This window comes from Rhodococcus sp. RDE2 (genome assembly GCF_020885655.1).
Taxonomy (GTDB): Bacteria; Actinomycetota; Actinomycetes; order Mycobacteriales; family Mycobacteriaceae; genus Rhodococcus; species Rhodococcus pyridinivorans.
Genome location: NZ_AP025186.1, coordinates 1,846,912 through 1,872,821 on the forward strand (window position 1 = coordinate 1,846,912; position 25,910 = coordinate 1,872,821).

General features: G+C 65.1%; 23 protein-coding genes and 3 rRNA genes. 19 read left to right on the plus strand and 7 right to left on the minus strand.

The genetic code is table 11. From position 1 onward, the window contains the following. The first annotated feature begins 3 nt into the window (after window positions 1-3). The 6 genes from LPH33_RS08620 to LPH33_RS08645 are packed head-to-tail and all read left to right on the plus strand — an operon-like array spanning window position 4 to window position 5,859. Complete coding sequence (locus LPH33_RS08620; RefSeq protein WP_088899335.1) at window positions 4-819, plus strand: F0F1 ATP synthase subunit delta; 816 nt, start codon at window positions 4-6, stop codon at window positions 817-819. Between the two features lie 60 nt (window positions 820-879). Further along, window positions 880-2,523: a F0F1 ATP synthase subunit alpha gene (gene atpA / locus LPH33_RS08625; RefSeq protein WP_016692469.1), complete on the plus strand. Its 1,644-nt coding sequence runs from the start codon at window positions 880-882 to the stop codon at window positions 2,521-2,523. 48 nt (window positions 2,524-2,571) lie between these two features. Beyond that, window positions 2,572-3,555, plus strand: a complete 984-nt coding sequence (locus LPH33_RS08630; RefSeq protein ID WP_229567830.1) for a F0F1 ATP synthase subunit gamma — start codon at window positions 2,572-2,574, stop codon at window positions 3,553-3,555. 6 nt (window positions 3,556-3,561) lie between these two features. After that, complete coding sequence (gene atpD, locus LPH33_RS08635) at window positions 3,562-5,010, plus strand: F0F1 ATP synthase subunit beta (protein WP_016692470.1); 1,449 nt, start codon at window positions 3,562-3,564, stop codon at window positions 5,008-5,010. Between the two features lie 6 nt (window positions 5,011-5,016). Then, window positions 5,017-5,385 carry a F0F1 ATP synthase subunit epsilon gene (locus tag LPH33_RS08640; RefSeq protein WP_006552597.1) on the plus strand — a complete coding sequence of 123 codons (369 nt, stop codon included), beginning with the start codon at window positions 5,017-5,019 and terminating at the stop codon, window positions 5,383-5,385. A gap of 39 nt (window positions 5,386-5,424) precedes the next feature. Then, window positions 5,425-5,859, plus strand: coding sequence for a DUF2550 domain-containing protein (locus tag LPH33_RS08645; RefSeq protein ID WP_026061186.1), 435 nt, complete (start codon window positions 5,425-5,427; stop codon window positions 5,857-5,859). 10 nt (window positions 5,860-5,869) lie between these two features. On the opposite strand, the gene LPH33_RS08650 is transcribed toward LPH33_RS08645, so the two are convergent. Next, window positions 5,870-6,442 carry a cob(I)yrinic acid a,c-diamide adenosyltransferase gene (locus tag LPH33_RS08650; protein ID WP_026061187.1) on the minus strand — a complete coding sequence of 191 codons (573 nt, stop codon included), beginning with the start codon at window positions 6,440-6,442 and terminating at the stop codon, window positions 5,870-5,872. Window positions 6,443-6,500: 58 nt separating this feature from the next. Between LPH33_RS08650 and murA the strand changes: the two genes are divergently transcribed. The 8 genes from murA to ehuA all read left to right on the plus strand — a co-directional run bounded on the left by murA (window position 6,501) and on the right by ehuA (window position 16,928). Beyond that, window positions 6,501-7,781 carry a UDP-N-acetylglucosamine 1-carboxyvinyltransferase gene (gene murA / locus LPH33_RS08655; protein ID WP_088899309.1) on the plus strand — a complete coding sequence of 427 codons (1,281 nt, stop codon included), beginning with the start codon at window positions 6,501-6,503 and terminating at the stop codon, window positions 7,779-7,781. A gap of 556 nt (window positions 7,782-8,337) precedes the next feature. Then, window positions 8,338-9,859 (plus strand): 16S ribosomal RNA (locus tag LPH33_RS08660). Window positions 9,860-10,157: 298 nt separating this feature from the next. Further along, window positions 10,158-13,289 (plus strand): 23S ribosomal RNA (locus LPH33_RS08665). A 105-nt stretch (window positions 13,290-13,394) separates the two neighbouring features. Then, window positions 13,395-13,511, plus strand: a 5S ribosomal RNA gene (rrf, locus tag LPH33_RS08670). Together the 16S, 23S and 5S rRNA genes form the textbook arrangement of a ribosomal RNA operon. Window positions 13,512-13,816: 305 nt before the next feature. Beyond that, on the plus strand, window positions 13,817-14,710 hold the full coding sequence (gene ehuB / locus LPH33_RS08675; protein WP_039586823.1) for an ectoine/hydroxyectoine ABC transporter substrate-binding protein EhuB: 894 nt from the start codon (window positions 13,817-13,819) through the stop codon (window positions 14,708-14,710). Between the two features lie 16 nt (window positions 14,711-14,726). After that, window positions 14,727-15,461: an ectoine/hydroxyectoine ABC transporter permease subunit EhuC gene (gene ehuC / locus LPH33_RS08680; RefSeq protein WP_039586825.1), complete on the plus strand. Its 735-nt coding sequence runs from the start codon at window positions 14,727-14,729 to the stop codon at window positions 15,459-15,461. Continuing rightward, entirely contained in the window at window positions 15,458-16,102 is a 645-nt protein-coding gene (gene ehuD, locus LPH33_RS08685) for an ectoine/hydroxyectoine ABC transporter permease subunit EhuD (RefSeq protein WP_039586827.1), read from the plus strand. The genes ehuC and ehuD overlap by 4 nt, the downstream gene beginning before the upstream one ends. A 61-nt stretch (window positions 16,103-16,163) precedes the next feature. Beyond that, window positions 16,164-16,928: an ectoine/hydroxyectoine ABC transporter ATP-binding protein EhuA gene (ehuA, locus tag LPH33_RS08690; protein WP_172414895.1), complete on the plus strand. Its 765-nt coding sequence runs from the start codon at window positions 16,164-16,166 to the stop codon at window positions 16,926-16,928. Window positions 16,929-16,937: 9 nt separating this feature from the next. On the opposite strand, the gene LPH33_RS08695 is transcribed toward ehuA, so the two are convergent. Further along, window positions 16,938-18,485, minus strand: a complete 1,548-nt coding sequence (locus LPH33_RS08695; protein ID WP_088897440.1) for an adenylate/guanylate cyclase domain-containing protein — start codon at window positions 18,483-18,485, stop codon at window positions 16,938-16,940. Between the two features lie 42 nt (window positions 18,486-18,527). Here LPH33_RS08695 and nucS point away from each other — a divergent pair, with 42 nt between their 5' ends. Further along, window positions 18,528-19,202 carry an endonuclease NucS gene (gene nucS, locus LPH33_RS08700; protein WP_006554723.1) on the plus strand — a complete coding sequence of 225 codons (675 nt, stop codon included), beginning with the start codon at window positions 18,528-18,530 and terminating at the stop codon, window positions 19,200-19,202. A 2-nt stretch (window positions 19,203-19,204) separates the two neighbouring features. Next, window positions 19,205-19,528 (plus strand): ATP/GTP-binding protein, encoded by a 324-nt coding sequence (locus LPH33_RS08705; protein ID WP_229567832.1) that lies wholly within the window; start codon window positions 19,205-19,207, stop codon window positions 19,526-19,528. Here LPH33_RS08705 and LPH33_RS08710 read toward each other — a convergent pair. After that, window positions 19,525-19,776: a hypothetical protein gene (locus tag LPH33_RS08710; RefSeq protein ID WP_229568299.1), complete on the minus strand. Its 252-nt coding sequence runs from the start codon at window positions 19,774-19,776 to the stop codon at window positions 19,525-19,527. The two genes, LPH33_RS08705 and LPH33_RS08710, sit on opposite strands and share 4 nt — an antisense overlap. Before the next feature lie 150 nt (window positions 19,777-19,926). On the opposite strand from LPH33_RS08710, the gene LPH33_RS08715 reads away from it, so the two are divergent. Continuing rightward, entirely contained in the window at window positions 19,927-20,517 is a 591-nt protein-coding gene (locus LPH33_RS08715; protein WP_145693058.1) for a TetR/AcrR family transcriptional regulator, read from the plus strand. A gap of 40 nt (window positions 20,518-20,557) precedes the next feature. Here LPH33_RS08715 and LPH33_RS08720 read toward each other — a convergent pair whose 3' ends face one another. The 4 genes from LPH33_RS08720 to mce all read right to left on the minus strand — a co-directional run bounded on the left by LPH33_RS08720 (window position 20,558) and on the right by mce (window position 24,076). Then, complete coding sequence (locus tag LPH33_RS08720) at window positions 20,558-21,067, minus strand: hypothetical protein (RefSeq protein ID WP_088897437.1); 510 nt, start codon at window positions 21,065-21,067, stop codon at window positions 20,558-20,560. A 72-nt stretch (window positions 21,068-21,139) separates the two neighbouring features. After that, window positions 21,140-22,195 carry a MerR family transcriptional regulator gene (locus LPH33_RS08725; protein ID WP_229567833.1) on the minus strand — a complete coding sequence of 352 codons (1,056 nt, stop codon included), beginning with the start codon at window positions 22,193-22,195 and terminating at the stop codon, window positions 21,140-21,142. A 55-nt stretch (window positions 22,196-22,250) separates the two neighbouring features. After that, window positions 22,251-23,507, minus strand: coding sequence for a hypothetical protein (locus LPH33_RS08730; RefSeq protein ID WP_088897435.1), 1,257 nt, complete (start codon window positions 23,505-23,507; stop codon window positions 22,251-22,253). A gap of 83 nt (window positions 23,508-23,590) precedes the next feature. Continuing rightward, a complete protein-coding gene (gene mce / locus LPH33_RS08735) occupies window positions 23,591-24,076 on the minus strand; it encodes a methylmalonyl-CoA epimerase (RefSeq protein ID WP_016694038.1) in 486 nt (161 codons plus the stop codon). Window positions 24,077-24,180: 104 nt separating this feature from the next. On the opposite strand from mce, the gene LPH33_RS08740 reads away from it, so the two are divergent. Then, window positions 24,181-25,371 (plus strand): acetyl-CoA C-acetyltransferase, encoded by a 1,191-nt coding sequence (locus tag LPH33_RS08740; RefSeq protein ID WP_088897434.1) that lies wholly within the window; start codon window positions 24,181-24,183, stop codon window positions 25,369-25,371. Between the two features lie 105 nt (window positions 25,372-25,476). After that, window positions 25,477-25,836 carry a DUF3817 domain-containing protein gene (locus LPH33_RS08745; RefSeq protein ID WP_016696456.1) on the plus strand — a complete coding sequence of 120 codons (360 nt, stop codon included), beginning with the start codon at window positions 25,477-25,479 and terminating at the stop codon, window positions 25,834-25,836. Window positions 25,837-25,910 lie beyond the last annotated feature (74 nt).

Genomic DNA, 25,910 nt, shown 5'->3' on the forward strand with positions numbered 1-25,910 from the left:
ACCATGTACGCAGCAAGCCGTGAGGCACTCGCTCATACGCGTTCCGCGTTGCAGTCCGCCCTGGGCTCGGGTGCCGCGACTGCCGCTGCGGCTCAGGCCGGTTCCGAACTCTTCTCGGTGGTCGAGGCGCTCGACAGCCAGCGGGCTCTCCGGACCGCGCTGGCCGACGCCTCGGCCCCGGCTGCCGTTCGCGAGCGGCTGGCCGAGCAGGTCTTCGGCGGCAAGGTTTCGGCCCAGACCCTCGCGACCGTCAAGGCCGCAGCGGGGCAGGACTGGTCGGCACAGTCCGACCTGACCGGCTCGCTCGTCCAGCTCGGCCGTGAGGCACTGCTGAAGGCCGCAGCGGACCAGGACCAGCTCGACACCGTCGAGGACGAACTGTTCCGCCTCGGTCGCATCGTGGCCGGCGACCCCGAGCTCGAGCAGACGCTCTCGGATCGCAGCACCCCGGCTTCGGCCAAGCGCGATCTGCTGACGCGCCTGCTCTACGGCAAGGTGACCGCGGTCACCGAGGCGCTGGCGGTCCACGCGGTCGGTCGGCTGAGCAAGTCGCCGGCCGAGACGTTCGACGAGTTGTCGGCGCTCGCCGCGGCCCAGCGGGACCGTGCCGTCGCGCACGTCCGCAGTGCGGCACCGCTCGATGCGAAGCAGGAGGAGCGGCTCACCGCGACCCTGACCCGCATCTACGGGAAGCCTGTGACGGTGCACGTCGAGGTCGATCCCGAGCTTCTCAGTGGATTGGTCGTCCGGGTGGGCGACGAGGTCATCGACGGTAGTGCCGCGGGTCGACTCGCTGCAGTGCGCAAGAGCCTCACGTAGTCCACTACCGAACACACACATAGATCTTTTCGAAGACCAGATACCGAGAGCAGGAAGAACATGGCGGAGCTGACGATCTCCTCCGACGAGATCCGTAGCGCGATTGACAATTACACCGCGAGCTACTCCCCGGAGGCCTCCCGCGAGGAGGTCGGCGTGGTCGTCGACACCAGTGACGGCATCGCGCACATCAGCGGTCTGCCGTCGGCGATGGCGAACGAGCTGCTGGAGTTCCCCGGTGGCGTCCTCGGCGTGGCCCTCAACCTCGAGGCCACCGAGATCGGTGCCGTTATCCTGGGCGACTTCCAGACCATCGAAGAAGGCCAGGAAGTCAAGCGGACCGGCGACGTTCTGTCGGTGCCGGTGAGCGACAACTTCCTCGGTCGCGTCGTGAACCCGCTCGGTCAGCCGATCGACGGTCTCGGCGACATCGAAGCCGATGAGACCCGCGCCCTCGAGCTGCAGGCCGCGACCGTGCTGGAGCGCCAGCCGGTCGAGGAACCGCTGCAGACCGGCATCAAGGCCATCGACGCGATGACCCCGATCGGCCGCGGCCAGCGTCAGCTCGTGATCGGCGACCGCAAGACGGGCAAGACCGCGGTCTGCATCGACGCGATCCTGAACCAGAAGGCGAACTGGGAGACCGGCGACCCGAAGCAGCAGGTCCGCTGCATCTACGTCGCGATCGGCCAGAAGGGCTCGACCATCGCGGGTGTCAAGCAGGCACTCGAGGAGAACGGCGCGATGGAGTACACCACCATCGTCGCGGCTCCGGCCTCCGACTCCGCCGGCTTCAAGTGGCTCGCCCCCTACACCGGTTCGGCCCTCGGCCAGCACTGGATGTACCAGGGCAAGCACGTCCTCATCGTGTTCGACGACCTGACCAAGCAGGCCGAGGCCTACCGCGCCATCTCGCTGCTGCTGCGTCGTCCGCCGGGCCGCGAGGCATACCCCGGCGACGTGTTCTACCTGCACTCGCGTCTGCTGGAGCGCTCCGCCAAGCTCTCCGACGAGCTCGGTGGCGGCTCGCTGACGGCCCTGCCGATCATCGAGACCAAGGCGAACGACGTGTCGGCCTACATCCCGACCAATGTCATCTCCATCACCGACGGCCAGGTCTTCCTCGAGTCCGACCTGTTCAACAAGGGTGTCCGCCCCGCCATCAACGTCGGTATCTCGGTTTCCCGAGTCGGTGGCGCCGCCCAGACCAAGGGCATGAAGAAGGTCTCCGGTTCGCTGCGCCTCGAGCTCGCGCAGTTCCGTGAGCTCGAAGGCTTCGCCGCCTTCGCCTCCGACCTCGACGCCGCTTCGAAGGCTCAGCTCGAGCGCGGTCAGCGTCTCGTCGAGCTCCTCAAGCAGGACCAGTACGCGCCCATCGCGGTCGAGGACCAGATCGTGTCGATCTACCTCGCCGGCGAAGGTGTCTTCGACTCGGTTCCGGTCGAGGACGTGCGTCGCTTCGAGACCGAGCTCCTCGAGGATCTGCACCGCAACGCCGCAGGCGTCTACGAGCAGATCGCCGGTGGCAAGGCCCTGTCCGACGAGTCGATCGAGGCTCTCACCGCCGCGACCGCCAAGTTCAAGGAGGGCTTCATCGCCTCCGACGGCAGCCGTGTCGTGAACGAGGCAGAGGCCGAGGCCCTCGGTGCCGACGAGGTCCAGCAGGAGCAGGTCTCCGTCAAGCGCACCACCGTTCGCAAGTGAGCGGGGAGTCCATGACCCAGCGTCCAGTGAAGGGAGTGTGATCGACGAATGGCGAACTTGCGCGAACTGCGCTCGCGGATCAAGTCGGTCAACTCGACCAAGAAGATCACCAAGGCGCAGGAACTGATCGCGACGTCGCGTATCACGAAGGCCCAGGCCCGAGTGACAGCGTCCAAGCCGTACGCCGAGGAGATCACCAAGGTGCTCTCCGAGCTGGCGAGTGCGTCGGCCTCGTTGGATCACCCCCTGCTCAACGAGCGCGAGAACCCCAAGCGTGCCGCAGTGCTGGTCGTGACCAGCGACCGCGGTATGGCCGGCGGTTACAACTCCAACGTCCTCAAGGAAGCCGAGGAGCTGCGTCAGCTGCTCCTCAGCGAGGGCAAGGAGCCTGTGCTGTACGTGATGGGCGGCAAGGGCCTCGGCTACTACACGTTCCGTGAGCGTGAAGTGGCCGCTGCCTGGACGGGCTTCTCGCAGGACCCCCGTTACACGGACGCCGCGAAGGCGAGCCGTCACCTGGTCGAACTGTTCATGGCGGGTTCGGGCACCGAGGTGCCCGCCCCGAACGGCGAGGGCACCATCGAGGGCGTCGACGAACTGCACATCGTCTACACCCGCTTCGTGTCGATGCTGACCCAGACCCCCCAGGTTCGCAGGATGGCTCCGCTCGAGGTGAGCATCACCGAGGACGAGATCGACCTCGGCGAGGACATGCTCACCGACGGACGCCGCGCCACGGACAACGAGGGACCGCAGGCCGTGTACAACTTCGAGCCGGAGGCCGGAGTTCTGCTCGAGGCTCTCCTGCCGAAGTACATCAGCACGCGCATCTACGCGTCGCTGCTGGACGCGGCGGCCTCCGAGTCGGCAGCCCGTCGTACCGCCATGAAGGCCGCGACGGACAACGCCACGGAACTGGTGAACACCCTCAGCCGTCAGGCGAACCAGGCCCGCCAGGCCCAGATCACCCAGGAAATCAGCGAGATCGTCGGCGGTGCCGGTGCGCTCGCCTCGAGTGCAGGAAGTGACTGAACCACAATGACCGCAGCAGTAACCGACAACAACGCCGGTGCGGCGTCGGCCCTTGCCGGGCGCGTCGTCCGCGTCATCGGCGCCGTCGTCGACGTGGAATTCCCGCGTGGCGCCGTGCCCGAGCTGTTCAACGCCCTGCACGCAGAGGTCACTCTGCCGTCCGTGGCGAAGACCCTGACCCTCGAGGTCGCGCAGCACCTGGGTGACAACCTGGTCCGCACGATCTCGATGCAGCCCACCGACGGCCTGGTGCGTGGCGCCCCCGTCAGCGACACCGGCAAGCCGATCTCGGTTCCCGTCGGCGACGTCGTCAAGGGCCACGTGTTCAACGCGCTGGGCGACTGCCTCGACGCGCCGGGCACCGGCCGCGACGGCGAGCAGTGGGGCATCCACCGCAAGCCCCCGGCCTTCGACCAGCTCGAGGGCAAGACCGAGATCCTCGAGACCGGCATCAAGGTCATCGACCTGCTGACCCCGTACGTGAAGGGCGGCAAGATCGGTCTGTTCGGTGGTGCCGGTGTCGGCAAGACCGTTCTGATCCAGGAGATGATCACCCGTATCGCGCGTGAGTTCTCCGGTACGTCGGTGTTCGCCGGCGTCGGTGAGCGCACCCGTGAGGGCACCGACCTCCACCTCGAGATGGAAGAGATGGGCGTCCTCCAGGACACCGCCCTTGTCTTCGGTCAGATGGACGAGCCGCCGGGAACGCGTATGCGCGTCGCCCTGTCGGCCCTGACGATGGCGGAGTACTTCCGCGACGTCCAGGGACAGGACGTGCTCCTGTTCATCGACAACATCTTCCGCTTCACGCAGGCCGGCTCGGAGGTTTCGACCCTCCTCGGTCGTATGCCGTCGGCCGTGGGTTACCAGCCCACGCTCGCGGACGAGATGGGTGAGCTCCAGGAGCGCATCACCTCGACGCGTGGCCGTTCGATCACCTCGCTGCAGGCGATCTACGTGCCCGCCGACGACTACACCGACCCCGCGCCGGCCACGACGTTCGCTCACCTCGATGCGACCACCGAGCTCTCGCGTCCCATCTCGCAGATGGGTATCTACCCCGCTGTGGACCCGCTGACGTCGACCTCGCGAATCCTCGAGCCGGGCATCGTCGGTGCCGATCACTTCCGGGTGGCCAACGAGGTCAAGCGCATCCTGCAGAAGTACAAGGAACTGCAGGACATCATCGCCATCCTCGGTATGGACGAGCTCTCCGAAGAGGACAAGGTCACGGTCGCCCGTGCCCGTCGTCTCCAGAAGTTCCTCGGCCAGAACTTCATCGTCGCCGAGAAGTTCACGGGTCAGCCGGGTTCGGTCGTGCCGCTCGCCGACACCATCGAGGCCTTCGACCGCGTGTGCAAGGGCGAGTTCGACCACCTGCCCGAGCAGGCGTTCAACAGCTGCGGTGGACTCGACGACGTCGAGGCTGCAGCCAAGAAGATCGCCGGAAAGTAGGCCACCGTGGCTGAGATGAGCGTGGACATCGTTGCCGTCGAGGAGCGTGTGTGGTCCGGATCGGCGACTCTCGTCACCGCCCAGACCACCGAGGGCGAGATCGGCATCATGCCCGGTCACGAGCCCGTGCTCGGCCAGCTCGTCGAGGGTGGCGTCGTGTCCGTCAGGACGGCGGACGGTGAGCGGATCGTCATGGCCGTCCATGGCGGATTCCTCTCGGTGACCGCGACGACGGTGACGGTGCTCGCCGAAGCCGCCGACCGCGTGGAGGACATCGACGTCGAGGCAGCCAAGTCGACTCTGAACGATGCAGATCGTGACGAGTCGGAGATCGCAGCGGCCCGCGGCCGCCTGCGGGCTGTCGAACGAGCCTGATCGTCGAACAACGAGAAGCCGCGACGGAGCCGACGAGCAGTGTCACCTGGATTTCTGATTCTCAATATCCTTGTGGTGCTGCTCGCGGTCTCCGTCGCGGCTTTGTTGTACCGCCTCTTCACCCTGCGCGGCGGGGGTACCGCCGCCATTCTGCGAGTGATGCCTCAGAACGAGGGTTCCGGCTGGAGGCATGGAATCGTTCGGTACGGCGACGAGACACTCGCGTTCTACAAGCTTTCGAGCCTTCGGCCCGGACCCGACGTACGACTGACCCGTCAGGGCATCGATGTGCGTTCGCGACGCAAGCCGGAAGGCAGTGAATTCGACATCATGACCGAGGACATCGTGATCCTCGACGTGATCGACCGCGACGACTCCTACGAGATCGCGCTCGACAGCGGCGCTTTGATGGCCTTCATGTCCTGGGTCGAATCCAGGCCCGACGGCCGGTCGCAGCGCCGCCGCCCCCTCTAGAGGGACTTCCTCACGCGCCCGCTCCCGGCTTCCACAGCACGTCGCCGTCCGGGTTCGCGATCCGGCACAGGATGAACAGCAGATCCGAGAGCCGGTTCAGGTACTTCGCCGGCAGGACGTTCGTGTCGTCCGGAGCCGCGTCCACCGCCGCCCACGCCGACCTTTCCGCACGTCGTGCCACCGTCCTGGCGGTGTGCAACAGAGCAGCCCCCGGCGTGCCGCCCGGAAGAATGAACGAGTTGAGCGGTTCCAGCTCCTCGTTGAACTCGTCGCACCAGCCCTCGAGCCGGTCGATGTACTGCTGGGTGATCCGCAGCGGCGGGTACTTCGGGTTCTCGACCACGGGCGTCGACAGATCCGCGCCGGCATCGAAGAGATCGTTCTGGATCTGCCGGAGTACCGGGACGAGCCGTTCCGGGAGCGCTCCCAGTGCGAGCGCCACACCGATCGCCGCGTTGGTCTCGTCGCAATCGGCGTAGGCGACCAGACGAGGGTCGTTCTTCGAGACGCGCGAGAAGTCGCTGAGCCCCGTCGTTCCGTCGTCTCCGGTGCGGGTATAGATCCGTGTCAAGTGGACTGCCATGAGCGTCACGGTACCGGCTCTGCTCTCCCCACGGACACGCCCGTTACGCTGTGTCGTTGTGAGTGAACGCTTTCTTGTCACAGGTGGGAACCGCCTTTCCGGCGACGTCGTCGTCGGGGGCGCCAAGAACAGCGTCCTCAAGTTGATGGCTGCGGCGCTGCTCGCCGAGGGCACCACCACGATCACCAACTGCCCCGACATCCTCGACGTGCCCCTGATGGCCGATGTCCTGCGCGGACTCGGATGTGAGGTCGTACTCGAAGGCGACGCCGTGCGCATCACCACGCCTGCCGAACCCGAGTACCGCGCCGACTTCGCGGCCGTCCGGCAGTTCCGGGCGTCCGTCTGTGTACTCGGCCCGCTGGTCGCACGCTGCCGCAAGGCGATCGTGGCGCTGCCCGGCGGCGACGCCATCGGCTCCCGTCCGCTCGACATGCACCAGGCGGGTCTGCGCCTGCTCGGCGCCCATTCGTCGATCGAGCACGGGTGCGTCGTGGCGGAAGCGGACGACCTGCACGGCGCGACCATCCGCCTGGCGTTCCCCTCGGTGGGAGCGACGGAGAACATCCTCATGGCCGCGGTCCTCGCCAAGGGGGACACGACCATCGACAACGCGGCCCGCGAACCCGAGATCGTCGACCTGTGCAACATGCTCGTCCGCATGGGGGCGCGGATCACCGGAGCGGGCAGTACGACGCTGCGGGTCTCGGGAGTCTCGTCCCTCCGTCCCACCGAACACCGGTGCATCGGCGACCGGATCGTCGCGGCCACATGGGGGATCGCAGCAGCGATGACGCGGGGCGACCTCACCGTCCGTGGCGTCAATCCGAAGCACCTCGCGTTGGTGCTGGACAAATTGCGAAGTGCCGGCGCCGAAGTCACGCCGTTGGCCGACGGATTCCATGTCGTGCAGAAGGAGCGGCCCCGTGCCGTCAACTTCGCGACGCTGCCGTATCCGGGATTCCCGACCGACCTGCAGCCCATGGCCATCGGTCTCGCGGCGATCGCCGACGGGACGTCGATGATCACCGAGAACGTCTTCGAAGCGCGGTTCCGGTTCGTCGAGGAGATGGTGCGTCTCGGAGCGGACGCCCGCACCGACGGTCATCACGCGGTCGTGCGGGGAGTGGAGCAGTTGTCGAGTGCTCCCGTGTGGGCATCGGACATCCGTGCGGGCGCAGGTCTGGTGCTCGCCGGCCTGTGTGCGGACGGGGTCACGGAAGTGCACGACGTCTACCACATCGATCGTGGTTATCCGCGGTTCGTCGAGATCCTCCAGGAGCTCGGCGGAACCATCGAGCGGGTGGGTGTCGAAGAAGGCCGGCTCCTGTCGCACTAGGGAGAAACCCTTGATCGTGGCCTGTGTCCGGCGTCACCGGAAGCGATTTCGGTCCTGTCGGCGCCTTTCACGGACATCCACCTGGGCTTTCCTCGAGGCTTACCCCCTCTGACCAGGCGATTTGGCAGGCAGTTGATCCTCGCGTAACTTATTCCAGGTCAGAGCGACACGGACACCGACCCGGGCCGAGAGGAACGGGACAACGAGGTTGGACGAAGGCGCCTGAACTTGGTTACGAGCCCCCGATTCTTCTGGTAAGGTCGGTGGCCCCGGAGGTCGAAGAGACCTCCTGATGAACAGTCACCCCGGAGTGAACGAACCGGAAGGTTCGGGATCGATGGTGTGTGCGTGTTCTTTGAGAACTCAACAGTGTGCCGATGAATGTCAGTGCCAAATAATATTTGGTGCGACCACTTCACTTTTTGTGGGTGGTTGTTGCTGGACATCGCATTCTTCCGTCTGCGGTGATCCAGTGTTAGAGCTAGTTTGAGTTTTTATGCTAGTGATTTGACTCGATGTCTTTGACTGATTACCCCTTCGGGGTGATTGTGAGTCTTCAACGGAGAGTTTGATCCTGGCTCAGGACGAACGCTGGCGGCGTGCTTAACACATGCAAGTCGAACGATGAAGCCCAGCTTGCTGGGTGGATTAGTGGCGAACGGGTGAGTAACACGTGGGTGATCTGCCCTGCACTCTGGGATAAGCCTGGGAAACTGGGTCTAATACCGGATATGACCTCGGGATGCATGTCCTGGGGTGGAAAGTTTTTCGGTGCAGGATGAGCCCGCGGCCTATCAGCTTGTTGGTGGGGTAATGGCCTACCAAGGCGACGACGGGTAGCCGGCCTGAGAGGGCGACCGGCCACACTGGGACTGAGACACGGCCCAGACTCCTACGGGAGGCAGCAGTGGGGAATATTGCACAATGGGCGCAAGCCTGATGCAGCGACGCCGCGTGAGGGATGACGGCCTTCGGGTTGTAAACCTCTTTCAGCAGGGACGAAGCGCAAGTGACGGTACCTGCAGAAGAAGCACCGGCCAACTACGTGCCAGCAGCCGCGGTAATACGTAGGGTGCGAGCGTTGTCCGGAATTACTGGGCGTAAAGAGCTCGTAGGCGGTTTGTCGCGTCGTCTGTGAAATCCCGCAGCTCAACTGCGGGCTTGCAGGCGATACGGGCAGACTCGAGTACTGCAGGGGAGACTGGAATTCCTGGTGTAGCGGTGAAATGCGCAGATATCAGGAGGAACACCGGTGGCGAAGGCGGGTCTCTGGGCAGTAACTGACGCTGAGGAGCGAAAGCGTGGGTAGCGAACAGGATTAGATACCCTGGTAGTCCACGCCGTAAACGGTGGGCGCTAGGTGTGGGTTTCCTTCCACGGGATCCGTGCCGTAGCCAACGCATTAAGCGCCCCGCCTGGGGAGTACGGCCGCAAGGCTAAAACTCAAAGGAATTGACGGGGGCCCGCACAAGCGGCGGAGCATGTGGATTAATTCGATGCAACGCGAAGAACCTTACCTGGGTTTGACATGTACCGGACGACTGCAGAGATGTGGTTTCCCTTGTGGCCGGTAGACAGGTGGTGCATGGCTGTCGTCAGCTCGTGTCGTGAGATGTTGGGTTAAGTCCCGCAACGAGCGCAACCCTTGTCCTGTGTTGCCAGCACGTGATGGTGGGGACTCGCAGGAGACTGCCGGGGTCAACTCGGAGGAAGGTGGGGACGACGTCAAGTCATCATGCCCCTTATGTCCAGGGCTTCACACATGCTACAATGGTCGGTACAGAGGGCTGCGATACCGTGAGGTGGAGCGAATCCCTTAAAGCCGGTCTCAGTTCGGATCGGGGTCTGCAACTCGACCCCGTGAAGTCGGAGTCGCTAGTAATCGCAGATCAGCAACGCTGCGGTGAATACGTTCCCGGGCCTTGTACACACCGCCCGTCACGTCATGAAAGTCGGTAACACCCGAAGCCGGTGGCCTAACCCCTCGTGGGAGGGAGCCGTCGAAGGTGGGATCGGCGATTGGGACGAAGTCGTAACAAGGTAGCCGTACCGGAAGGTGCGGCTGGATCACCTCCTTTCTAAGGAGCATCTGCCCATACACCCCGAATTGTCGGGTGTGGTGTGCGGCCAGAGACCGATTGTCCCCGATCGTGGGACACGGTTGCTCATGGGTGGAACGCTGACAATCGCTTCTCGAACAGGTTTCTTCACCTGAAGAAATCCGGGGAGCTATATCGGTGCACTGTTGGGTCCTGAGAGAACACGCAATGTGTTTGATCAGCGACGATGATCCGCGAAACAAGAACCTCAGGGTTTCTTGCGGTAGGGGTTGTTGTGTGTTGTTTGAGAACTGCACAGTGGACGCGAGCATCTTTGTTGTAAGTGTTTATGAGCGTACGGTGGATGCCTTGGCACCAGGAGCCGATGAAGGACGTGGGAGGCTGCGATATGCCTCGGGGAGCTGTCAACCGAGCTGTGATCCGAGGATTTCCGAATGGGGAAACCCAGCACGAGTGATGTCGTGTTACCCGCACCTGAATATATAGGGTGTGTGGAGGGAACGTGGGGAAGTGAAACATCTCAGTACCCACAGGAAGAGAAAACAACAGTGATTCCGTGAGTAGTGGCGAGCGAAAGCGGATGAGGCTAAACCATGGGTGTGTGATAGCTGGCAGGCGTTGCATCCGTGGGGTTGTGGGGCTTTTCTTCCCGTCACTGTCATGACGGGCGAGAGTAAGAAACCGGTTGGTTAGTCGAAGTGGTCTGGAACGGCCTGTCGTAGAGGGTGAGAATCCCGTAGACGAAAACTTGCCGGCTCTCGTGAGAAGTACCCGAGTAGCACCGGGCCCGTGAAATCCGGTGTGAATCTGTCGGGACCACCCGATAAGCCTGAATACTCCCTGGTGACCGATAGCGGACTAGTACCGTGAGGGAAAGGTGAAAAGTACCCCGGGAGGGGAGTGAAATAGTACCTGAAACCGTGCGCTTACAATCCGTCAGAGCCTTCGAGCAGCTTGCTGCTGGGGGTGATGGCGTGCCTTTTGAAGAATGAGCCTGCGAGTTAGTGGCATGTCGCGAGGTTAACCCGTGTGGGGTAGTCGTAGCGAAAGCGAGTCCGAATAGGGCGCATCTAGTGGCATGTTCTAGACCCGAAGCGGAGTGATCTACCCATGGCCAGGGTGAAGCGATGGTAAGACGTCGTGGAGGCCCGAACCCACTTAGGTTGAAAACTGAGGGGATGAGTTGTGGGTAGGGGTGAAAGGCCAATCAAACTCCGTGATAGCTGGTTCTCCCCGAAATGCATTTAGGTGCAGCGTCGCGTGTTTCTCACCGGAGGTAGAGCTACTGGATGGTCTAGGGGGCCCACAAGCTTACCGAAATCAGCCAAACTCCGAATGCCGGTGAGTGAGAGCGCGGCAGTGAGACTGCGGGGGATAAGCTTCGTAGTCGAGAGGGAAACAGCCCAGATCGCCGGCTAAGGCCCCTAAGCGTGTACTAAGTGGAAAAGGATGTGGGATCGCTGAGACAACCAGGAGGTTGGCTTAGAAGCAGCCACCCTTGAAAGAGTGCGTAATAGCTCACTGGTCAAGTGGTTCTGCGCCGACAATGTAGCGGGGCTCAAGTACACCGCCGAAGCCGCGGCACTCACACAACACCCCGGAAGGGTTACGACTTTTCCGGCAGTGGTGTGGGTGGGTAGGGGAGCGTCGTGCAGCCGTGGAAGCGCCGGAGTGATCCAGGTGTGGAGGCTGCGCGAGTGAGAATGCAGGCATGAGTAGCGAAAGACGAGTGAGAAACTCGTCCGCCGGATGACCAAGGGTTCCTGGGCCAGGTTAATCCGCCCAGGGTGAGTCGGGACCTAAGGCGAGGCCGACAGGCGTAGTCGATGGACAACGGGTTGATATTCCCGTACCCGTGTATCCGCGCCCAATGGCGAATCAGTTGTGCTAACCGTCCAAAAGTCTCCGCTGTTCCTTCGGGAACTGTGGGGATGGCTGCACGGGACCCCGATTGTAGTAGTCAAGCGATGGGGTGACGCAGGAAGGTAGCTGGGCCAGGTGATGGAATACCTGGTGTAAGCCGGTAGGGCGAATGGTAGGCAAATCCGCCATTCATACAGCCTGAGAGGTGATGCGTACCCGTTGAGGGGAATTCAGTGATCCTATGCTGCCGAGAAAAGCCTCTAGTGAGTTGGTACACGGCCCGTACCCCAAACCGACACAGGTGGTCAGGTAGAGAATACCGAGGCGATCGAGAGAACTGTGGTTAAGGAACTCGGCAAAATGCCCCCGTAACTTCGGGAGAAGGGGGACCACGCCCGGTGACGGCCCTTGCGGTCCGAGCTGGGGGTGGTCGCAGAGACCAGAGAGAAGCGACTGTTTACTAAAAACACAGGTCCGTGCGAAGTCGTAAGACGATGTATACGGACTGACGCCTGCCCGGTGCTGGAAGGTTAAGAGGACCGGTTAGCCATTTCGGTGGCGAAGCTGAGAATTTAAGCCCCAGTAAACGGCGGTGGTAACTATAACCATCCTAAGGTAGCGAAATTCCTTGTCGGGTAAGTTCCGACCTGCACGAATGGCGTAACGACTTCTCTGCTGTCTCGACCACAGACTCGGCGAAATTGCATTACGAGTAAAGATGCTCGTTACGCGCGGCAGGACGAAAAGACCCCGGGACCTTCACTATAGCTTGGTATTGGTGTTCGGTTCGGTTTGTGTAGGATAGGTGGGAGACTGTGAAGCGGCCACGCCAGTGGTTGTGGAGTCGTTGTTGAAATACCACTCTGATCGTATTGGACCTCTAACCTCGGACCATGATCTGGTTCAGGGACAGTGCCTGGTGGGTAGTTTAACTGGGGCGGTTGCCTCCCAAAATGTAACGGAGGCGCCCAAAGGTTCCCTCAGCCTGGTTGGCAATCAGGTGTCGAGTGCAAGTGCACAAGGGAGCTTGACTGTGAGACTGACAGGTCGAGCAGGGACGAAAGTCGGGACTAGTGATCCGGCACCGGCATGTGGAAGCGGTGTCGCTCAACGGATAAAAGGTACCCCGGGGATAACAGGCTGATCTTCCCCAAGAGTCCATATCGACGGGATGGTTTGGCACCTCGATGTCGGCTCGTCGCATCCTGGGGCTGGAGTAGGTCCCAAGGGTTGGGCTGTTCGCCCATTAAAGCGGCACGCGAGCTGGGTTTAGAACGTCGTGAGACAGTTCGGTCTCTATCCGCCGCGCGCGTTAGAAACTTGAGGAAGGCTGTCCCTAGTACGAGAGGACCGGGACGGACGAACCTCTGGTGTGCCAGTTGTCCCGCCAGGGGCATGGCTGGTTGGCTACGTTCGGAAGGGATAACCGCTGAAAGCATCTAAGCGGGAAGCCTGTTCCAAGATGAGGTTTCTCACCCCCTCGAGGGGGTAAGGCCCCCGGCAGACCACCGGGTTGATAGGCCGGAACTGGAAGCCCAGCAATGGGTGGAGGTGACCGGTACTAATAGGCCGAGGACTTACCACGAAGATGTTACGCGTCCACTGTGCGGTATCTGAAACAACACACACATCAGATATCGGGAATCCCCTTGGGGGAGAACCGAATCCGATGCGTGAAGTTTCATAGAGTTACGGCGGCCATAGCGACAGGGAAACGCCCGGTCCCATTCCGAACCCGGAAGCTAAGCCTGTCTGCGCCGATGGTACTGCACTCGACAGGGTGTGGGAGAGTAGGACACCGCCGAACACCCGTTCCGAAAGGGGACCCACACTGTGGGTCCCCTTTCGTGTTCTCCGGGTTCTCCCCGGACCTGTCGGGGGATCCCACCTCACGGGAAAGTCCTTACGCTCCGAACGCTTTTCGGGTACGGTACGCCCGCTCCGATCGCCGGCGCCCAGCGGATCACGACCTCGTAACAAACACGCTCTGTTCCAGGCTATGCCTACTTATGTCGGTAACGTCCGCTCATGCACGATCGCACGGTTCGTGTGGGTTCGGCGTGTGAGCGCCTGTCGGGGGCGTTCTCGTCGACGACGAGGAGGGGCGAGACGATGACGAATCGATCGACTACGGGTACCGCCGGCAAGTTCACGGCGGTGATCGCGGGACTGGGACTCATCGGCGCGGCCGTCACAGGATGTACGAGCGTCGACACCGACAGCGAGGGTTCGACCCTCGAACGACTCCAGCAGGAAGGGACCGTCACCGTCGGTTTCGCCGGCGAGGCGCCCTACAGCTTCATGCAGGACGGCGAACTCACCGGCGCCACCGTCGCTCTGCACCGCGAGATCTTCAAGAACCTCGGCATCGACAACGTCGAAGGTGTGGCCACCGACTTCGGTGCGCTCATTCCCGGCCTGCAGGCCGGACGGTTCGATGTCGTCAGTGCCGGCATGTCGATCCTGCCGCAGCGTTGCGAACAGGCACTGTTCAGCGAGCCGGAGTTCAACTACACCACTGCGCTCATGGTCCCGCAGGGCAATCCGGAACAGCTCGCCGACATGCAGTCGATCGCCGAGAGCGGCGTCCGGATGGCGGTCATGACCGGCGCGATCGAAGCCGACTACGCCTCTGCGCTCGGCATCGACGCGATGCAGGTGGCGTCTCCCCAGGACGGGATGGATGCCGTCGTCAACGGACGCGCCGACGTCTTCGCGCTGACGGGTATCTCCCTGAACTGGATGAAACAGAACAACGAGGGTGCACCCGTCGACGTCACCGAGTCGTTCGTCGCGGAGATCGACGGGGTGCCTCAGGTGGGCGCCGGCGGAACGGTCTTCCGCAAGGAGGACACCGAACTGCGCGACGCCTACAACGAGGAACTCGCGAAGATCACGTCCGACCCGCAGAAGTACCTGTCGATCGTCGGCGAGTTCGGGTTCACGGAGGCGGAGATGCCCGATCCGGGGCTGACGACCGAGATGCTCTGCGAGGGCGTTTCCTGATCTCGGCTGCGTCGTAATGGATTTCGGTTCCAAGATCGAACTGCTGTGGAACTCCTTCCCGCAACTGTTCGACGGTCTGCTCGTCACCGTCGAACTGACCGTGGGGAGTGCGGTCTTCGCGTTCCTGCTCGCCGTGGCCCTCGGACTGGCGGCAGGCGCGAAGAACCTCGCCCTGCGCGGCAGTGCGCGGGTGTTCATCGAGTTCTTCCGCGGCACTTCGCTTCTCGTCCAGCTGTTCTGGTTCTTCTATGTCCTTCCGTTGTTCGGGTTCCGGCTCGAATCGATCGTGTGCGGGATCCTCGCCCTGTCGCTCAACTACGGCGCCTACGGAGCGGAGGTGGTGCGCGGTGCGATCGCGTCGGTGCCCAAGCCGCAACTGGAGGCGGCGACGGCGCTGAATTTCGGTTACTGGCAGCGCATGCGACGAGTGATCTTCCCGCAGGCCTGGGCCGAGATGATCCCGCCGCTGACGAATCTGCTCATCCAGTTGCTCAAGGGAACGGCACTGGCGAGCTATATCCTCCTGCAGGACCTCACGTTCCAGATCGAGCAGCTCCGTAGAGGAAGCGGCGACACCATCTTCGCGTTCGGCGTGGGGTTGGTGCTGTACTTCGTGCTCGGCTATCTGCTGACGCTGCTGATGAATGCGCTCGAGGTGCGGGCGAAGAGCCGACTCGGGACCGGTCCCACTCTGCGTGAGATCTTCGGGCTCGCCCCGGTCTTCGATCAGCCGTTGGGGGCACGCTCATGACCGTCGACTGGAGTTGGGAACGCGCGGCCGAGGCCCTTCCGGTACTGCTCGAAGGATTCCGGATCACCCTGCTGGCCACGGTCCTCGGATTCGTGGTCGCTGCGGTGCTCGGGCTGGTCGTGGCCGTCGCCCGTCGCTCGTTGCCGAAGGTGCTCGCGACGGCGCTGTCCGCCGTCGTCCAGTTCATCCGGCTCACCCCGCTCGTGGTGCAGCTGCTCTTCGTCTACTACCTCCTCCCGCAGTTCAGTGCGCTGCAGATCGGCATCGCCGTACTGGGGATCCATTACTCGACCTACATGGCCGAGGTGTACCGGGCGGGCATCGACGCGGTGCCGAAGGGACAATGGGAGGCGTGCCGCGCCCTGTCGTTGTCGCCCATGCGCACGTGGCGTGCGGTGATCCTGCCGCAGGCCGTGCGCCGTGTCGTGCCTGCGCTGGGCAACTACGCGGTGTCGCTGTTCAAGGACACCCCGTTCCTCTTCACGATCTCCGTCGTGGAGATGGTGACCGCGGCCCAGCAGTTCGGTGCGCGCAACTTCCAGTACCTCGAGCCGCTCACACTGGCCGGCCTGATCTTCCTCATCGCCAGCTACCCGACGTCGTTGCTCGTCCGCCGATTGGAGCGTCGCCTTGCCTATTGAGATGCACAAGGAAGCCGGTGCCGACGGCGACTCGCTGCCCGCCGCCACCTCCGACGGATCCATGATCCGTTTCGACTCCGTGGTCAAGCAATTCGGTAATCACGTGGTCCTCGACCACTTGGACTTCACCGTCGCCCCGGGGGAACGGGTCACGTTGATCGGACCGAGCGGTTCGGGCAAGACGACCATCCTGCGCCTGCTCATGACCCTCGAGAAGATCGACGACGGCGTGGTGTGGGTCAAGGGCGAACCACTGAGCCACGAACGCAAGGGGACGCGTCTCGTCCCGGCCTCCGAGCGCTACCTGAGGACGATGCGTCGCAGCATCGGGATGGTCTTCCAGCAGTTCAACCTGTTCCCCAACATGAACGTGATGGAGAACCTCACCGAGGCTCCGGTCCACGTCCTCGGTCGCAGCAAGGCCGAGGCACGCGACCGTGCGCGGGAGTTGCTCGCGATGGTCGGTCTGTCCGACAAGGAGACCGCCCATCCCACGCAGCTGTCGGGTGGTCAGCAGCAGCGGGTCGCGATCGCCCGTGCCCTCGCGATGGATCCGGAGATCCTGCTGCTCGACGAGGTCACCTCGGCCCTCGACCCCGAACTCGTCGCCGACGTGCTGGACGTGCTGCGGACGATCGCCGAGACGACCGACATCACGATGCTCATCGTGACGCACGAGATGCACTTCGCCCGCGACGTCTCCGATCGAGTGCTGATGTTCGATCAGGGACGCATCGTGGAGGAGGGGCCGCCCGAGCGCATCTTCACCAGTCCCCGTGAGGAACGCACTCGCAAGTTCCTCGACGCGGTACTGGCGGGGGAGTGAGGCCGGCCGTCAGTCCGCGCGCGGAATCGCCAGGCGCGTCGGCTCGGAGCGGCCGCGCAGGGTGATTTCCTCACCCAGCTCCCACCGTGCGCGTTCGTCCTCGGGAGCGAGCTGCACGGTGCGGGCCGACGCCGCGACGTAACCCGGAACGGTCTTCGCGAGATCGGACAGTCTCGCCGCTTCGTTGACCGGATCGCCGATCACGGTGTACTCGAAGCGTTCCTGCGCGCCGATGTTCCCGGCGACCGCGCGACCTGCCGTGACCCCGATACCCGCGCGACACTCCGGCACTTCGTCGGCGAGGCGTCGCGCCATCCTTCTCGCGGCGCCGAGCGCGGAGCCGGCGGCGTTGTCGAGGGCGACCGGCGCCCCGAAGATCGCGAGCGCTGCATCGCCCTCGAACTTGTTGACGAATCCTTCGGCCGCGTGCACCTCTTCGACGACGACCGCGAAGAAACGGTTGAGCAGCGCCACCACCTCGGTCGGCGGGCGACTCGCGGCCAACGCGGTGGACCCGACGATGTCGACGAACAACACTGCGACGTCCCGTTCCTCACCGCCGAGGACACCGGGATTGGCCAGCGCCGCGGCCGCGACCTCCCGTCCGACATGGCGGCCGAATACGTCGCGCAGCTTCTCCCGTTCGCGCAGGCCTTCGGCCATCCGGTTGAATCCCGTCTGCAACTGTCCCAATTCGGTTCCGTCGTAGACGACGACCGCGGTGTCGAAGTCGCCCGACGCGATGCGTTGCATCCCGGCGCGCACCGATTCGATCGGCGCGATCGTCGACCGGATGGTGAGGAACATCAGCAGCGAGCCGGTGAGCAGACCGAGTCCGCCGATGGCGAGGATGGTGATCGCCAGTCGCGTGGGCGTGACGGGACGGATGAAGCTGAACACCGCGATGAACAGCAGACCGACGACGGGCACGGCGCTGCCCAGGGCCCATGCGAGCATCACCCGTCCGGTGGTGCCGGCCAGTCGCGGGCGACGAGGCGTCCCGACCTCGAGCGCACGCGCCGCGATGGGGCGCAGCGCGAAATCGGTGAACATGTACGCGAATCCGCATACCGTGACGCCGGCCAGAGTGATGGTCAGCGCGACCTTCGGGATCGTCTGCGGGTCGATGACCCCGAACCCGACGGTGAACAGGATCAACCCGATGAACCACAGCGCTCCCTGCTGGAGGGTGGTACGCCAGGGCATCCGCAACGCGATCCGCTGTTCCTGCGGGGTGGGCGGGCGGTTCTCCAGCGCCCACCGCAGCCTGCGGAGCGTCGCCCGGGTGCCGAGCACCGAACCGACCACGACGGCCGAGACCACGTAGACCGGAGCGAGGATCGCGGTCACGATGAGGAAATCGGAGGTCAGTACCGACGGGCCCGGGATCACGACGTTGATGAGAGCGGCCACGATCAGGGCACCGACGAGATGCGTACCGATCAGCGAGAACGTCAACAGGGTCTGGATCCTGATGCGTTGCCGTCGGATCGGTTCGGCAGGCTCTCCCAGGATCGCCGATCCGAGCGGGGCCGTGCGGTGACTGCGTGCGGGCATGGTCGTTCGAGACTAGTCGAGTCGATCCTCTAGGGTGGCTGTGTGCGTCTTGTGATTGCCCGTTGCCGTGTGGACTACATCGGACGCCTGACGGCTCATCTGCCGACGGCCCGACGTCTCCTCCTCGTCAAATCCGACGGTTCGGTGAGCGTCCACGCCGACGACCGTGCCTACAAGCCCCTGAACTGGATGAGCCCACCCTGCTGGCTCGAGGAGGAGTCCGTCGAGGACGCCGAGGCCCTGTGGGTGGTCACCAACAAGGCGGGCGAGCAGCTGCGCATCACTCTCGAAGAGATCGACCACGATTCGAGCCACGAACTCGGTGTCGACCCCGGTCTGATCAAGGACGGTGTCGAGGCGCACCTGCAGGAACTTCTCGCCGAGCACGTCGAGACCCTCGGGACGGGCTTCACCCTCATCCGGCGCGAATACCCCACGGCGATCGGCCCTGTGGACCTGTTGTGCCGCGATGCCGACGGAGCGACCGTCGCCGTGGAGGTGAAGCGTCGCGGCGAGATCGACGGCGTGGAGCAGCTCACCCGTTATCTCGAACTGCTCAACCGGGATCCGTTGCTCGCTCCCGTCAGCGGCGTGTTCGCGGCTCAGCAGATCAAGCCGCAGGCACGGACGCTGGCCACGGACCGCGGCATCCGCTGCCTCGTGCTCGACTACGAGGCGCTGCGGGGCACCGAGAGCACCGAGTTCAGATTGTTCTGATCGTGCCGCGCCGCAACAGATCCCGCACCGGTCGCAAGCGCGGCGGGGCGGCCGACGAATCCCCGACCTATTTCGGGGCGACGGTGCGCACCGAGAACGGTCCCGCGGGGGCCGAATGGGAACGCTTCACTGTGCGCACCGTGCCGGGTTCGCGTGCCACCAAGCCGTACCGGTGCCCGGGATGCGATCACGAGATCGCGCCGGGAACACCCCATGTCGTCGCCTGGCCGACCGATGCGCTCGGCGGTGCGGAGGACCGGCGGCACTGGCACAGCGGATGCTGGGCGGGACGCGGGACCCGCCGCCCCACGCGACGCTGGTCCTAGCGTTCGGTCGCCGTTCGGCCGTCGCCTCGGGGAAGGTCGGCGAACGCCTTCTTGACGTCGCGGTACCACCCCATCGCTTTGATCGGGTGCCGCCAGCGTCCTTTCATCTGTTCGTGTGCCGGCTGATGGGTCGCGTCGCCACCTCGAGCGGCATCGCGCAGATGACGATCCTGTGCCTTGATGATCTCGTCGGCGGTCTCTCCGCTGAACTCCAGGTCGCAGGGGCCACCCAGCTGTCGGCAGGTCATGGTCTTCACGGCGTCTCCTCTGTCGGTGAGGGTCGGTTGCACCCGAGATACTGCGTCGAACTATCGGCACGGTGTGTGCCGATAGCGAGAATCATGCTCCCGATTGCGGCGACCGTCAACGGCACGGAGCGTGTCGATAGAATTGCGCGTATGACCGATTCGCCCGCCGGCCCGCGGCGCCGCGGCGCTGCGCGCACCCGAGAGCTGCTGCACGCGGCGCTCGAACTCGCGGCCGAGGTCGGTTACGCGGGGCTGAGCATCGAAGCGGTCGCACGACGGGCCGGAGTCGGGAAGCACACGATCTACCGGCGCTGGCCGTCCATCGCAGCGCTCCTGCTCGACGCGCTCGGCCTCGTGTGGGTCAGCGATCTGGATTACCGCACGGACGGGGACATCAGATCGGACCTGCACGAGCAGTTCGTGCGCTCGTGCCACGCCCTGTCCACGCCGCCGATCGGACCCGTCTACCGAGCCGTCATCGCCGAGGCCCAAGCGGACCCACAACTCCGGGCCACGTTGTACGAACGGTTCCTGTCCACGGTCGAACAGCGCACCTACGATCGGATCCTGCGAGCCCAGCGCAACGGTGAACTCGTCCCCGGCGCGGATCTGGAGTATCCCGCGGAAGTGCTGTGCGGAACCCTCTACTACCGCTGGTTGTTGACACCCCGGCCTGTCGACGAACACGCGATCGACGGCCTGATCGACATGTTCATGGCCGCCTACGGGAACCGGGCATAGACGGCCGCTGCCGGTCGAACCGGCGCGTCCGTTCCGCGCCTCAGCGGGCGGTGCCCGGTGCGGACGCTCGTGGTGTGGTGTCGCGGTCGGCGATCGCCTGTCGCACCTCGTGCACGGCCGTGCGGATGGTGTCGCCGTAGGGATCGTCGGGGAGCGCGGACAGGTGGTCCTGCGCGCGGTCGAGATGTTCCGCGGCCACTCGGAACGATCCGAGGCGTCGGAAGTCGTCGGCCAGGTTCAGGTGCAGGCTCGGATAGAAGCCCGCGACCCGGAGGGCGTCGTGGTGTTCCCGGGCACGCTCGTCGGTGAGGGCATCGGCAGCGTCGAGGGCGCGGACATCCCAGACCAGGGACTCGGCGGGATCGTCGTACAGGTCGGCGAGATAGTGCGCGAGCGTGCAGCGATGGAACGCGTCGCCCGCCGCACCGATCCGCTCCCACAGGGACAGCAGGTCACGCCGGGCCGACTCGGTGTCGCCGTCGCGGCCGCGGAGGACCGCTGCGCCGATCGCGTCCATCGTGGGATCGGGTGTCGAGGGGGAGGTGGACATGAGACTCCTGTCGAGGTGTTCGGCGAATGCGGGGGCGCTGTATCGGAGAACGCTGTGTCAGGGGGCGCTGTGTCAGGGGGCACTGCGCGGCATGACGAGCGTGGTGAGATCCCCGTCGTCGGCCGATCGGACGGTGACCGGCAGATCGGGACCGCGCACGTCGAGCATCAGGTCGTCGCCGAGCGCGTGACTCCATGCCGGATACACGGTGACCAGGTCGAACCAGATCGTCAGCTCCGGTCCGGTGGCCGTACCGTCGAGCGGCACCTCGTCCCCGTCGGGGAACACCAGGACCGGCCGGTCGGGGGAGGTCCGTAGGCCGACGGTCTCCGGTGCTCGCTGCTCGAGCACTGTCACCACGCGGCGTTTGCCGAGGGTGACCCGCTGCGTCACCGCGGGGAGCGAGTCCAGGAGGAGTCGGTGGTCGGGGAACGGCTCGGGAAGCAGACGGCAGTGGAGGACGTCACCGGCGGAGGTGCGGAAGGTGACCGCCCGCTCATCCGCTTCGACGATCACCGACGGGCTGCACCGGAGCCGGGAGGTCGCGACCCGCAGATCGTCGCCGGCGAGTGTGCCGGCCCAGGACGGGCAGATCGGATCGGTGGGCACGAGCGTCCGGGTGGCGAGCCGGTACCGGTCGGTGGCGGTCAACCTCACGCAGCCGGATCCGGTTTCCATGTGCACGCCGTTCAGCACCGGGATGTCGGGGTCGTGACCGGTGGAGGCGGAGACCTGATCGACGGCCCCGGCGAGGACGGGTCCCGGCACCGTGCAGACCACGCGGCGTGATTCGGCACGTAGGGACGCGCCGAGGGTCTCGGCGGCCCGTCGGAGCCTGTCGGCCTCCGAGGTCATCCCCGCAACGTGGTCGTCGAGCAGTCGCACTGCCTCGTCCGCGTCGGCGGCGAAGAACTCGCCGATGGCGGGCAGCGGCATTCCGATCTCCCGCAACTGCCGCAGCCGGCAGGCGCGCGGGACCTGGGACCGGCAGTAGAACCGGTATCCCGTCGAGGGATCGACGTGCGCGGGGCGCAACAGGTCGGCGTCGTCGTAGAACCGCAATGCGCTCGCGGTCAGTCCGACGAGTTCGGCGAACACGCCGATCGACATCATCTCCGGGTCGGTCACCGGCCCATCATGAAGCTTCGACCGACTCGAAGGTCAAGCCGACGGCTACCGATCGTCAGTTGCGGACCTTGCTGGCCACGGCGGGGGAGCGACCCTGCGCACCGGCACCGACGGAGGGGGAGCGATGCGGTGCCGAGGCGTTCGGCGTACGCGGAGTGGACTGCGATCCCTGCCCGCCGGTGTTCGGCTGCCCGGCCGAGTTCGGGCCGGAGGCCGAGCCGGGGGCATCGCTCTTCGGGATACGCACCGTCCGGTCGGCCTGCGGCAGGGGCGTGGTCTTGTCGGTCTGCGGCAGCGGCGCGGTCTTGTCCGCCTTCGCGTCGGCCTTGACGGATGCCGGCTCCTCCGGGCTCTCGTCGTCCGAACCCTGCTTGTCGCCGCCCTGCTTGTCGCTGCCTTGCTTGTCGCGCGCCGTGCCGAGGACGGTCGTGCGGGGCTCGTCGAGGGAGATCTCCCGATCGAGCAGTTCGCCTTCGCGGTTGATCGCCGCGAGCAGCGTGGGGACGTCGTCGAGCTGCTCGCGAACGGCGTCGAGCTGGCCGAGGATGCGTCCCCGCAGCACGCGGAGTTCCTCCGTGAGGTCGCGCGCGTTGGCGACCTTCCGCTCGGACTGTTCGGTAGCGCGGGTGAGCCGCCGTTCGGCTTCCTGCGTGGCCTCCTCGACACGACGTTCGGCCTCGGCCTTGCTCGTCCGTTCGAGTTCGTCGAGGGCGCCGAGCAACTTCGTGCGGCGCTCGGACATCGTGATCTCGAAGTCCTGCTGCACCTGCTCGCGCTTGGCCTCTGCCTCGGCGTCGAGTCGCTCGGCCTCGGCGCGGGCAGCGGCCACGATCCGCTCGGCCTCGGCGCGGGCCGCGGTCATCGTCCGCTCGTGCTCGGCCGCGAAGGCGATGCGGGTGTCCTCGAGTTCGGCGAGCTTCTTCTCGTAATCGCCCCGGAGGCGGATGCCCTCCTGCTCCGCCAGCGAGATCATCTCGGCGGCGTCGGCCTCGGCGCGGGCACGCAGCTCGGAGGCCTCGTCGGAGGCGAGACGCAGCATCCGCGAGATGCGGTCGCTCATACCCTCGGCGGTGGTGGGAGGCACCGACAGACGGTCGACGTCCTTGCGCAGTTCGTCGATCTCGTTGCGGGCGTTCTCGAGCTGACGGGCCAGATCGCGGGCCTGCGCGGCAGCAGCGTCGCGGTCGGTGGCGGTCACGCGCAGCTCGGCCTCGAACCGTGCGAAGTAGTTGGTCACCTCGTCGCGGTCGAAGCCCTTCCGCACGATGGAGAACGGCAGGTGGCTGGGTGCGCGATCACGATCGAAGACCATGGAGACAATCTACCCGGTCCCTGCGGGTACGACCCGGGTGCGCTCCCGCCCCATCCGTCTTCGGGAGCGCACCGGAACGGCCGTCAGTGAGCGGGATGTGCCGCCGGCTCGACGAGCTCGACGAGGACGCCGCCCGCGTCCTTCGGATGCAGGAAGTTGATGCGCGAATCGGCGGTACCGCGACGGGGAGCGTCGTACAGCAACCGGACGCCGCGCTCGCGCAGCGCCGTGGAGACGGCGTCGATGTCGGAGACGCGGTAGGCGAGCTGCTGCAGGCCCGGTCCGTTGCGGTCGATGAACTTCGCGATCGTGGAGTTCTCGTTCAGCGGGGCGAGCAGCTGGATCATGGTGGACCCTTCGGGGGTCCCCGGAACGGCCAGCATCGCCTCGCGCACGCCCTGCTCCTCGTTGACTTCCTCGTGGGTGGACACGAGGCCGAGGTTCTCGGCGTACCAGGTGAGAGCGGCATCGAGGTCGGGTACCGCGATGCCGACGTGATCGATGGCGGTGACGAGTCCGGAAGCGAGAACGGACGCCGCCGGAGTGGATGTGGGAGAGGTCTCGGTCATGCTCTAGACGGTAGCGGTACCGTTGAGTGCACTCCTATCGGGATTCAGGTGAATATCCGAGTGGAGTTTTCCGATCACATGCCGATCTTTCGGAGGAATGTCCCGTGAGCAGTTCTGTCATCGTCGCCGGAGCCCGGACGCCCATGGGGCGCCTGCAGGGTTCGCTCAAGGATTTCTCCGGATCGGATCTCGGTGGCGTGGCGATCAAGGGCGCACTCGAGCGCGCCGGCGTGGCTCCTGAACAGGTCGAATACGTCATCATGGGCCAGGTGCTCACCGCCGGCGCCGGCCAGATCCCGGCCCGTCAGGCGGCCGTCGCCGCCGGCATCCCGATGGATGTGCCGGCGCTGACGATCAACAAGGTGTGTCTGTCGGGCATCAACGCGATCGCGATGGCCGACCAGCTGATCCGCGCGGGCGAGTTCGACGTCGTCGTCGCCGGCGGCCAGGAGTCGATGAGCCAGGCCCCGCACATGCTCGAGAAGTCCCGCGCCGGCTTCAAGTACGGCGACGTGACCCTGCGCGACCACATGGCCTACGACGGCCTGCACGACATCTTCACCGACCAGGCGATGGGCAACCTCACCGAGTCGGCCAACTCCGGCGACCGCTTCGTCTCCCGCGAGGAGCAGGACGCCTTCGCCGCCGCCTCGCACCAGAACGCTGCCCGTGCCTGGAAGGACGGCCTGTTCGAGGACGAGGTCGTGCCGGTGTCGATCAAGCAGCGCAAGGGCGACCCGATCGTCTTCGCCGCCGACGAGGGCATCCGCCCGGAGACCACCGCCGAGTCGCTCGGCTCGCTGCGTCCGGCCTTCTCGAAGGACGGCACCGTCACCGCCGGGTCGGCCTCGCAGATCTCCGACGGTGCCGCCGCGGTCGTCGTGATGAGCAAGGCCAAGGCCACCGAGCTCGGGCTGAGCTGGATCGCCGAGATCGGCCGTCACGGCGTCGTCGCCGGACCGGACTCGACCCTGCAGTCGCAGCCGGCCCGGGCGATCGCCAAGGCCTGCGAGCGCGAGGGCGTCGACCCGAAGGACCTCGACCTCGTCGAGATCAACGAGGCGTTCGCCGCCGTCGGCATCGTCTCGGCCCGTGAGCTGGGCATCGATCCGGCGAAGGTGAACGTCAACGGCGGTGCGATCGCGCTCGGCCACCCGCTCGGCATGTCGGGTGCGCGCATCGTGCTGCACCTGGCGCTCGAGCTGAAGCGCCGCGGCGGTGGCGTCGGCGCTGCCGCCCTGTGCGGTGGTGGCGGCCAGGGCGACGCGCTCATCGTGCGGGTGCCCAAGAACTGACCCTCTTCCCGAGAGCATGATCACGGCCCCGGCGCAAGCATGCCGGGGCCGTGATGTCTCTCACTGAACTACGGCTTGTCGTAGGCCTTTCGGCACAATGGCCGCATGACCAACATCCTCGACGTGTCCACGCCCGCGAAACGATTCCGGCTGATCGCGATCTGGGAGGCGGTGACCTGGCTCGCCCTCCTGATCGCCATGTTCTTCAAGTGGGTGCTCGGCTACGAAGAGGCCATCGCGATCCCGGGCATGGTGCACGGCGTGGCCGGTTTCATCCCGTTCGTGCTCATCGCGCTCCTCACGGCGTGGTCGCTGAAGTGGGATCTCAAGACGACCTTCCTCGCCCTCGTGTCGAGCGTGCCCCCGTTCGGCACGATCGTCTTCGAGCGCTGGGCCGTGCGTACCGGTCGCCTCGGAGAGCTGTCCGCTCCGGCGACCCGCGAGGACGTCACCGCGACCGTCTGATCTCACGGCTGCGTCCCCGGTCCGCGCAGCACGATTCGGACCACTCGTGACAAACTGGTGGACGTGACTCGACC

Bases quoted from the DNA above. Each gene is read 5' to 3' on its own strand.
- LPH33_RS08620 (WP_088899335.1), top strand. From the start codon at position 4: ATGTACGCAGCAAGCCGTGAGGCACTCGCTCATACGCGTTCCGCGTTG.
- atpA (WP_016692469.1), top strand. From the start codon at position 880: ATGGCGGAGCTGACGATCTCCTCCGACGAGATCCGTAGCGCGATTGAC.
- LPH33_RS08630 (WP_229567830.1), top strand. From the start codon at position 2,572: ATGGCGAACTTGCGCGAACTGCGCTCGCGGATCAAGTCGGTCAACTCG.
- atpD (WP_016692470.1), top strand. From the start codon at position 3,562: ATGACCGCAGCAGTAACCGACAACAACGCCGGTGCGGCGTCGGCCCTT.
- LPH33_RS08650 (WP_026061187.1), bottom strand. From the start codon at position 6,442: ATGGCAGTCCACTTGACACGGATCTATACCCGCACCGGAGACGACGGA.
- ehuB (WP_039586823.1), top strand. From the start codon at position 13,817: ATGACGAATCGATCGACTACGGGTACCGCCGGCAAGTTCACGGCGGTG.
- ehuC (WP_039586825.1), top strand. From the start codon at position 14,727: ATGGATTTCGGTTCCAAGATCGAACTGCTGTGGAACTCCTTCCCGCAA.
- ehuD (WP_039586827.1), top strand. From the start codon at position 15,458: ATGACCGTCGACTGGAGTTGGGAACGCGCGGCCGAGGCCCTTCCGGTA.
- ehuA (WP_172414895.1), top strand. From the start codon at position 16,164: ATGATCCGTTTCGACTCCGTGGTCAAGCAATTCGGTAATCACGTGGTC.
- LPH33_RS08695 (WP_088897440.1), bottom strand. From the start codon at position 18,485: ATGCCCGCACGCAGTCACCGCACGGCCCCGCTCGGATCGGCGATCCTG.
- LPH33_RS08710 (WP_229568299.1), bottom strand. From the start codon at position 19,776: ATGACCTGCCGACAGCTGGGTGGCCCCTGCGACCTGGAGTTCAGCGGA.
- LPH33_RS08715 (WP_145693058.1), top strand. From the start codon at position 19,927: ATGACCGATTCGCCCGCCGGCCCGCGGCGCCGCGGCGCTGCGCGCACC.
- LPH33_RS08720 (WP_088897437.1), bottom strand. From the start codon at position 21,067: ATGTCCACCTCCCCCTCGACACCCGATCCCACGATGGACGCGATCGGC.
- LPH33_RS08730 (WP_088897435.1), bottom strand. From the start codon at position 23,507: ATGGTCTTCGATCGTGATCGCGCACCCAGCCACCTGCCGTTCTCCATC.
- mce (WP_016694038.1), bottom strand. From the start codon at position 24,076: ATGACCGAGACCTCTCCCACATCCACTCCGGCGGCGTCCGTTCTCGCT.
- LPH33_RS08745 (WP_016696456.1), top strand. From the start codon at position 25,477: ATGACCAACATCCTCGACGTGTCCACGCCCGCGAAACGATTCCGGCTG.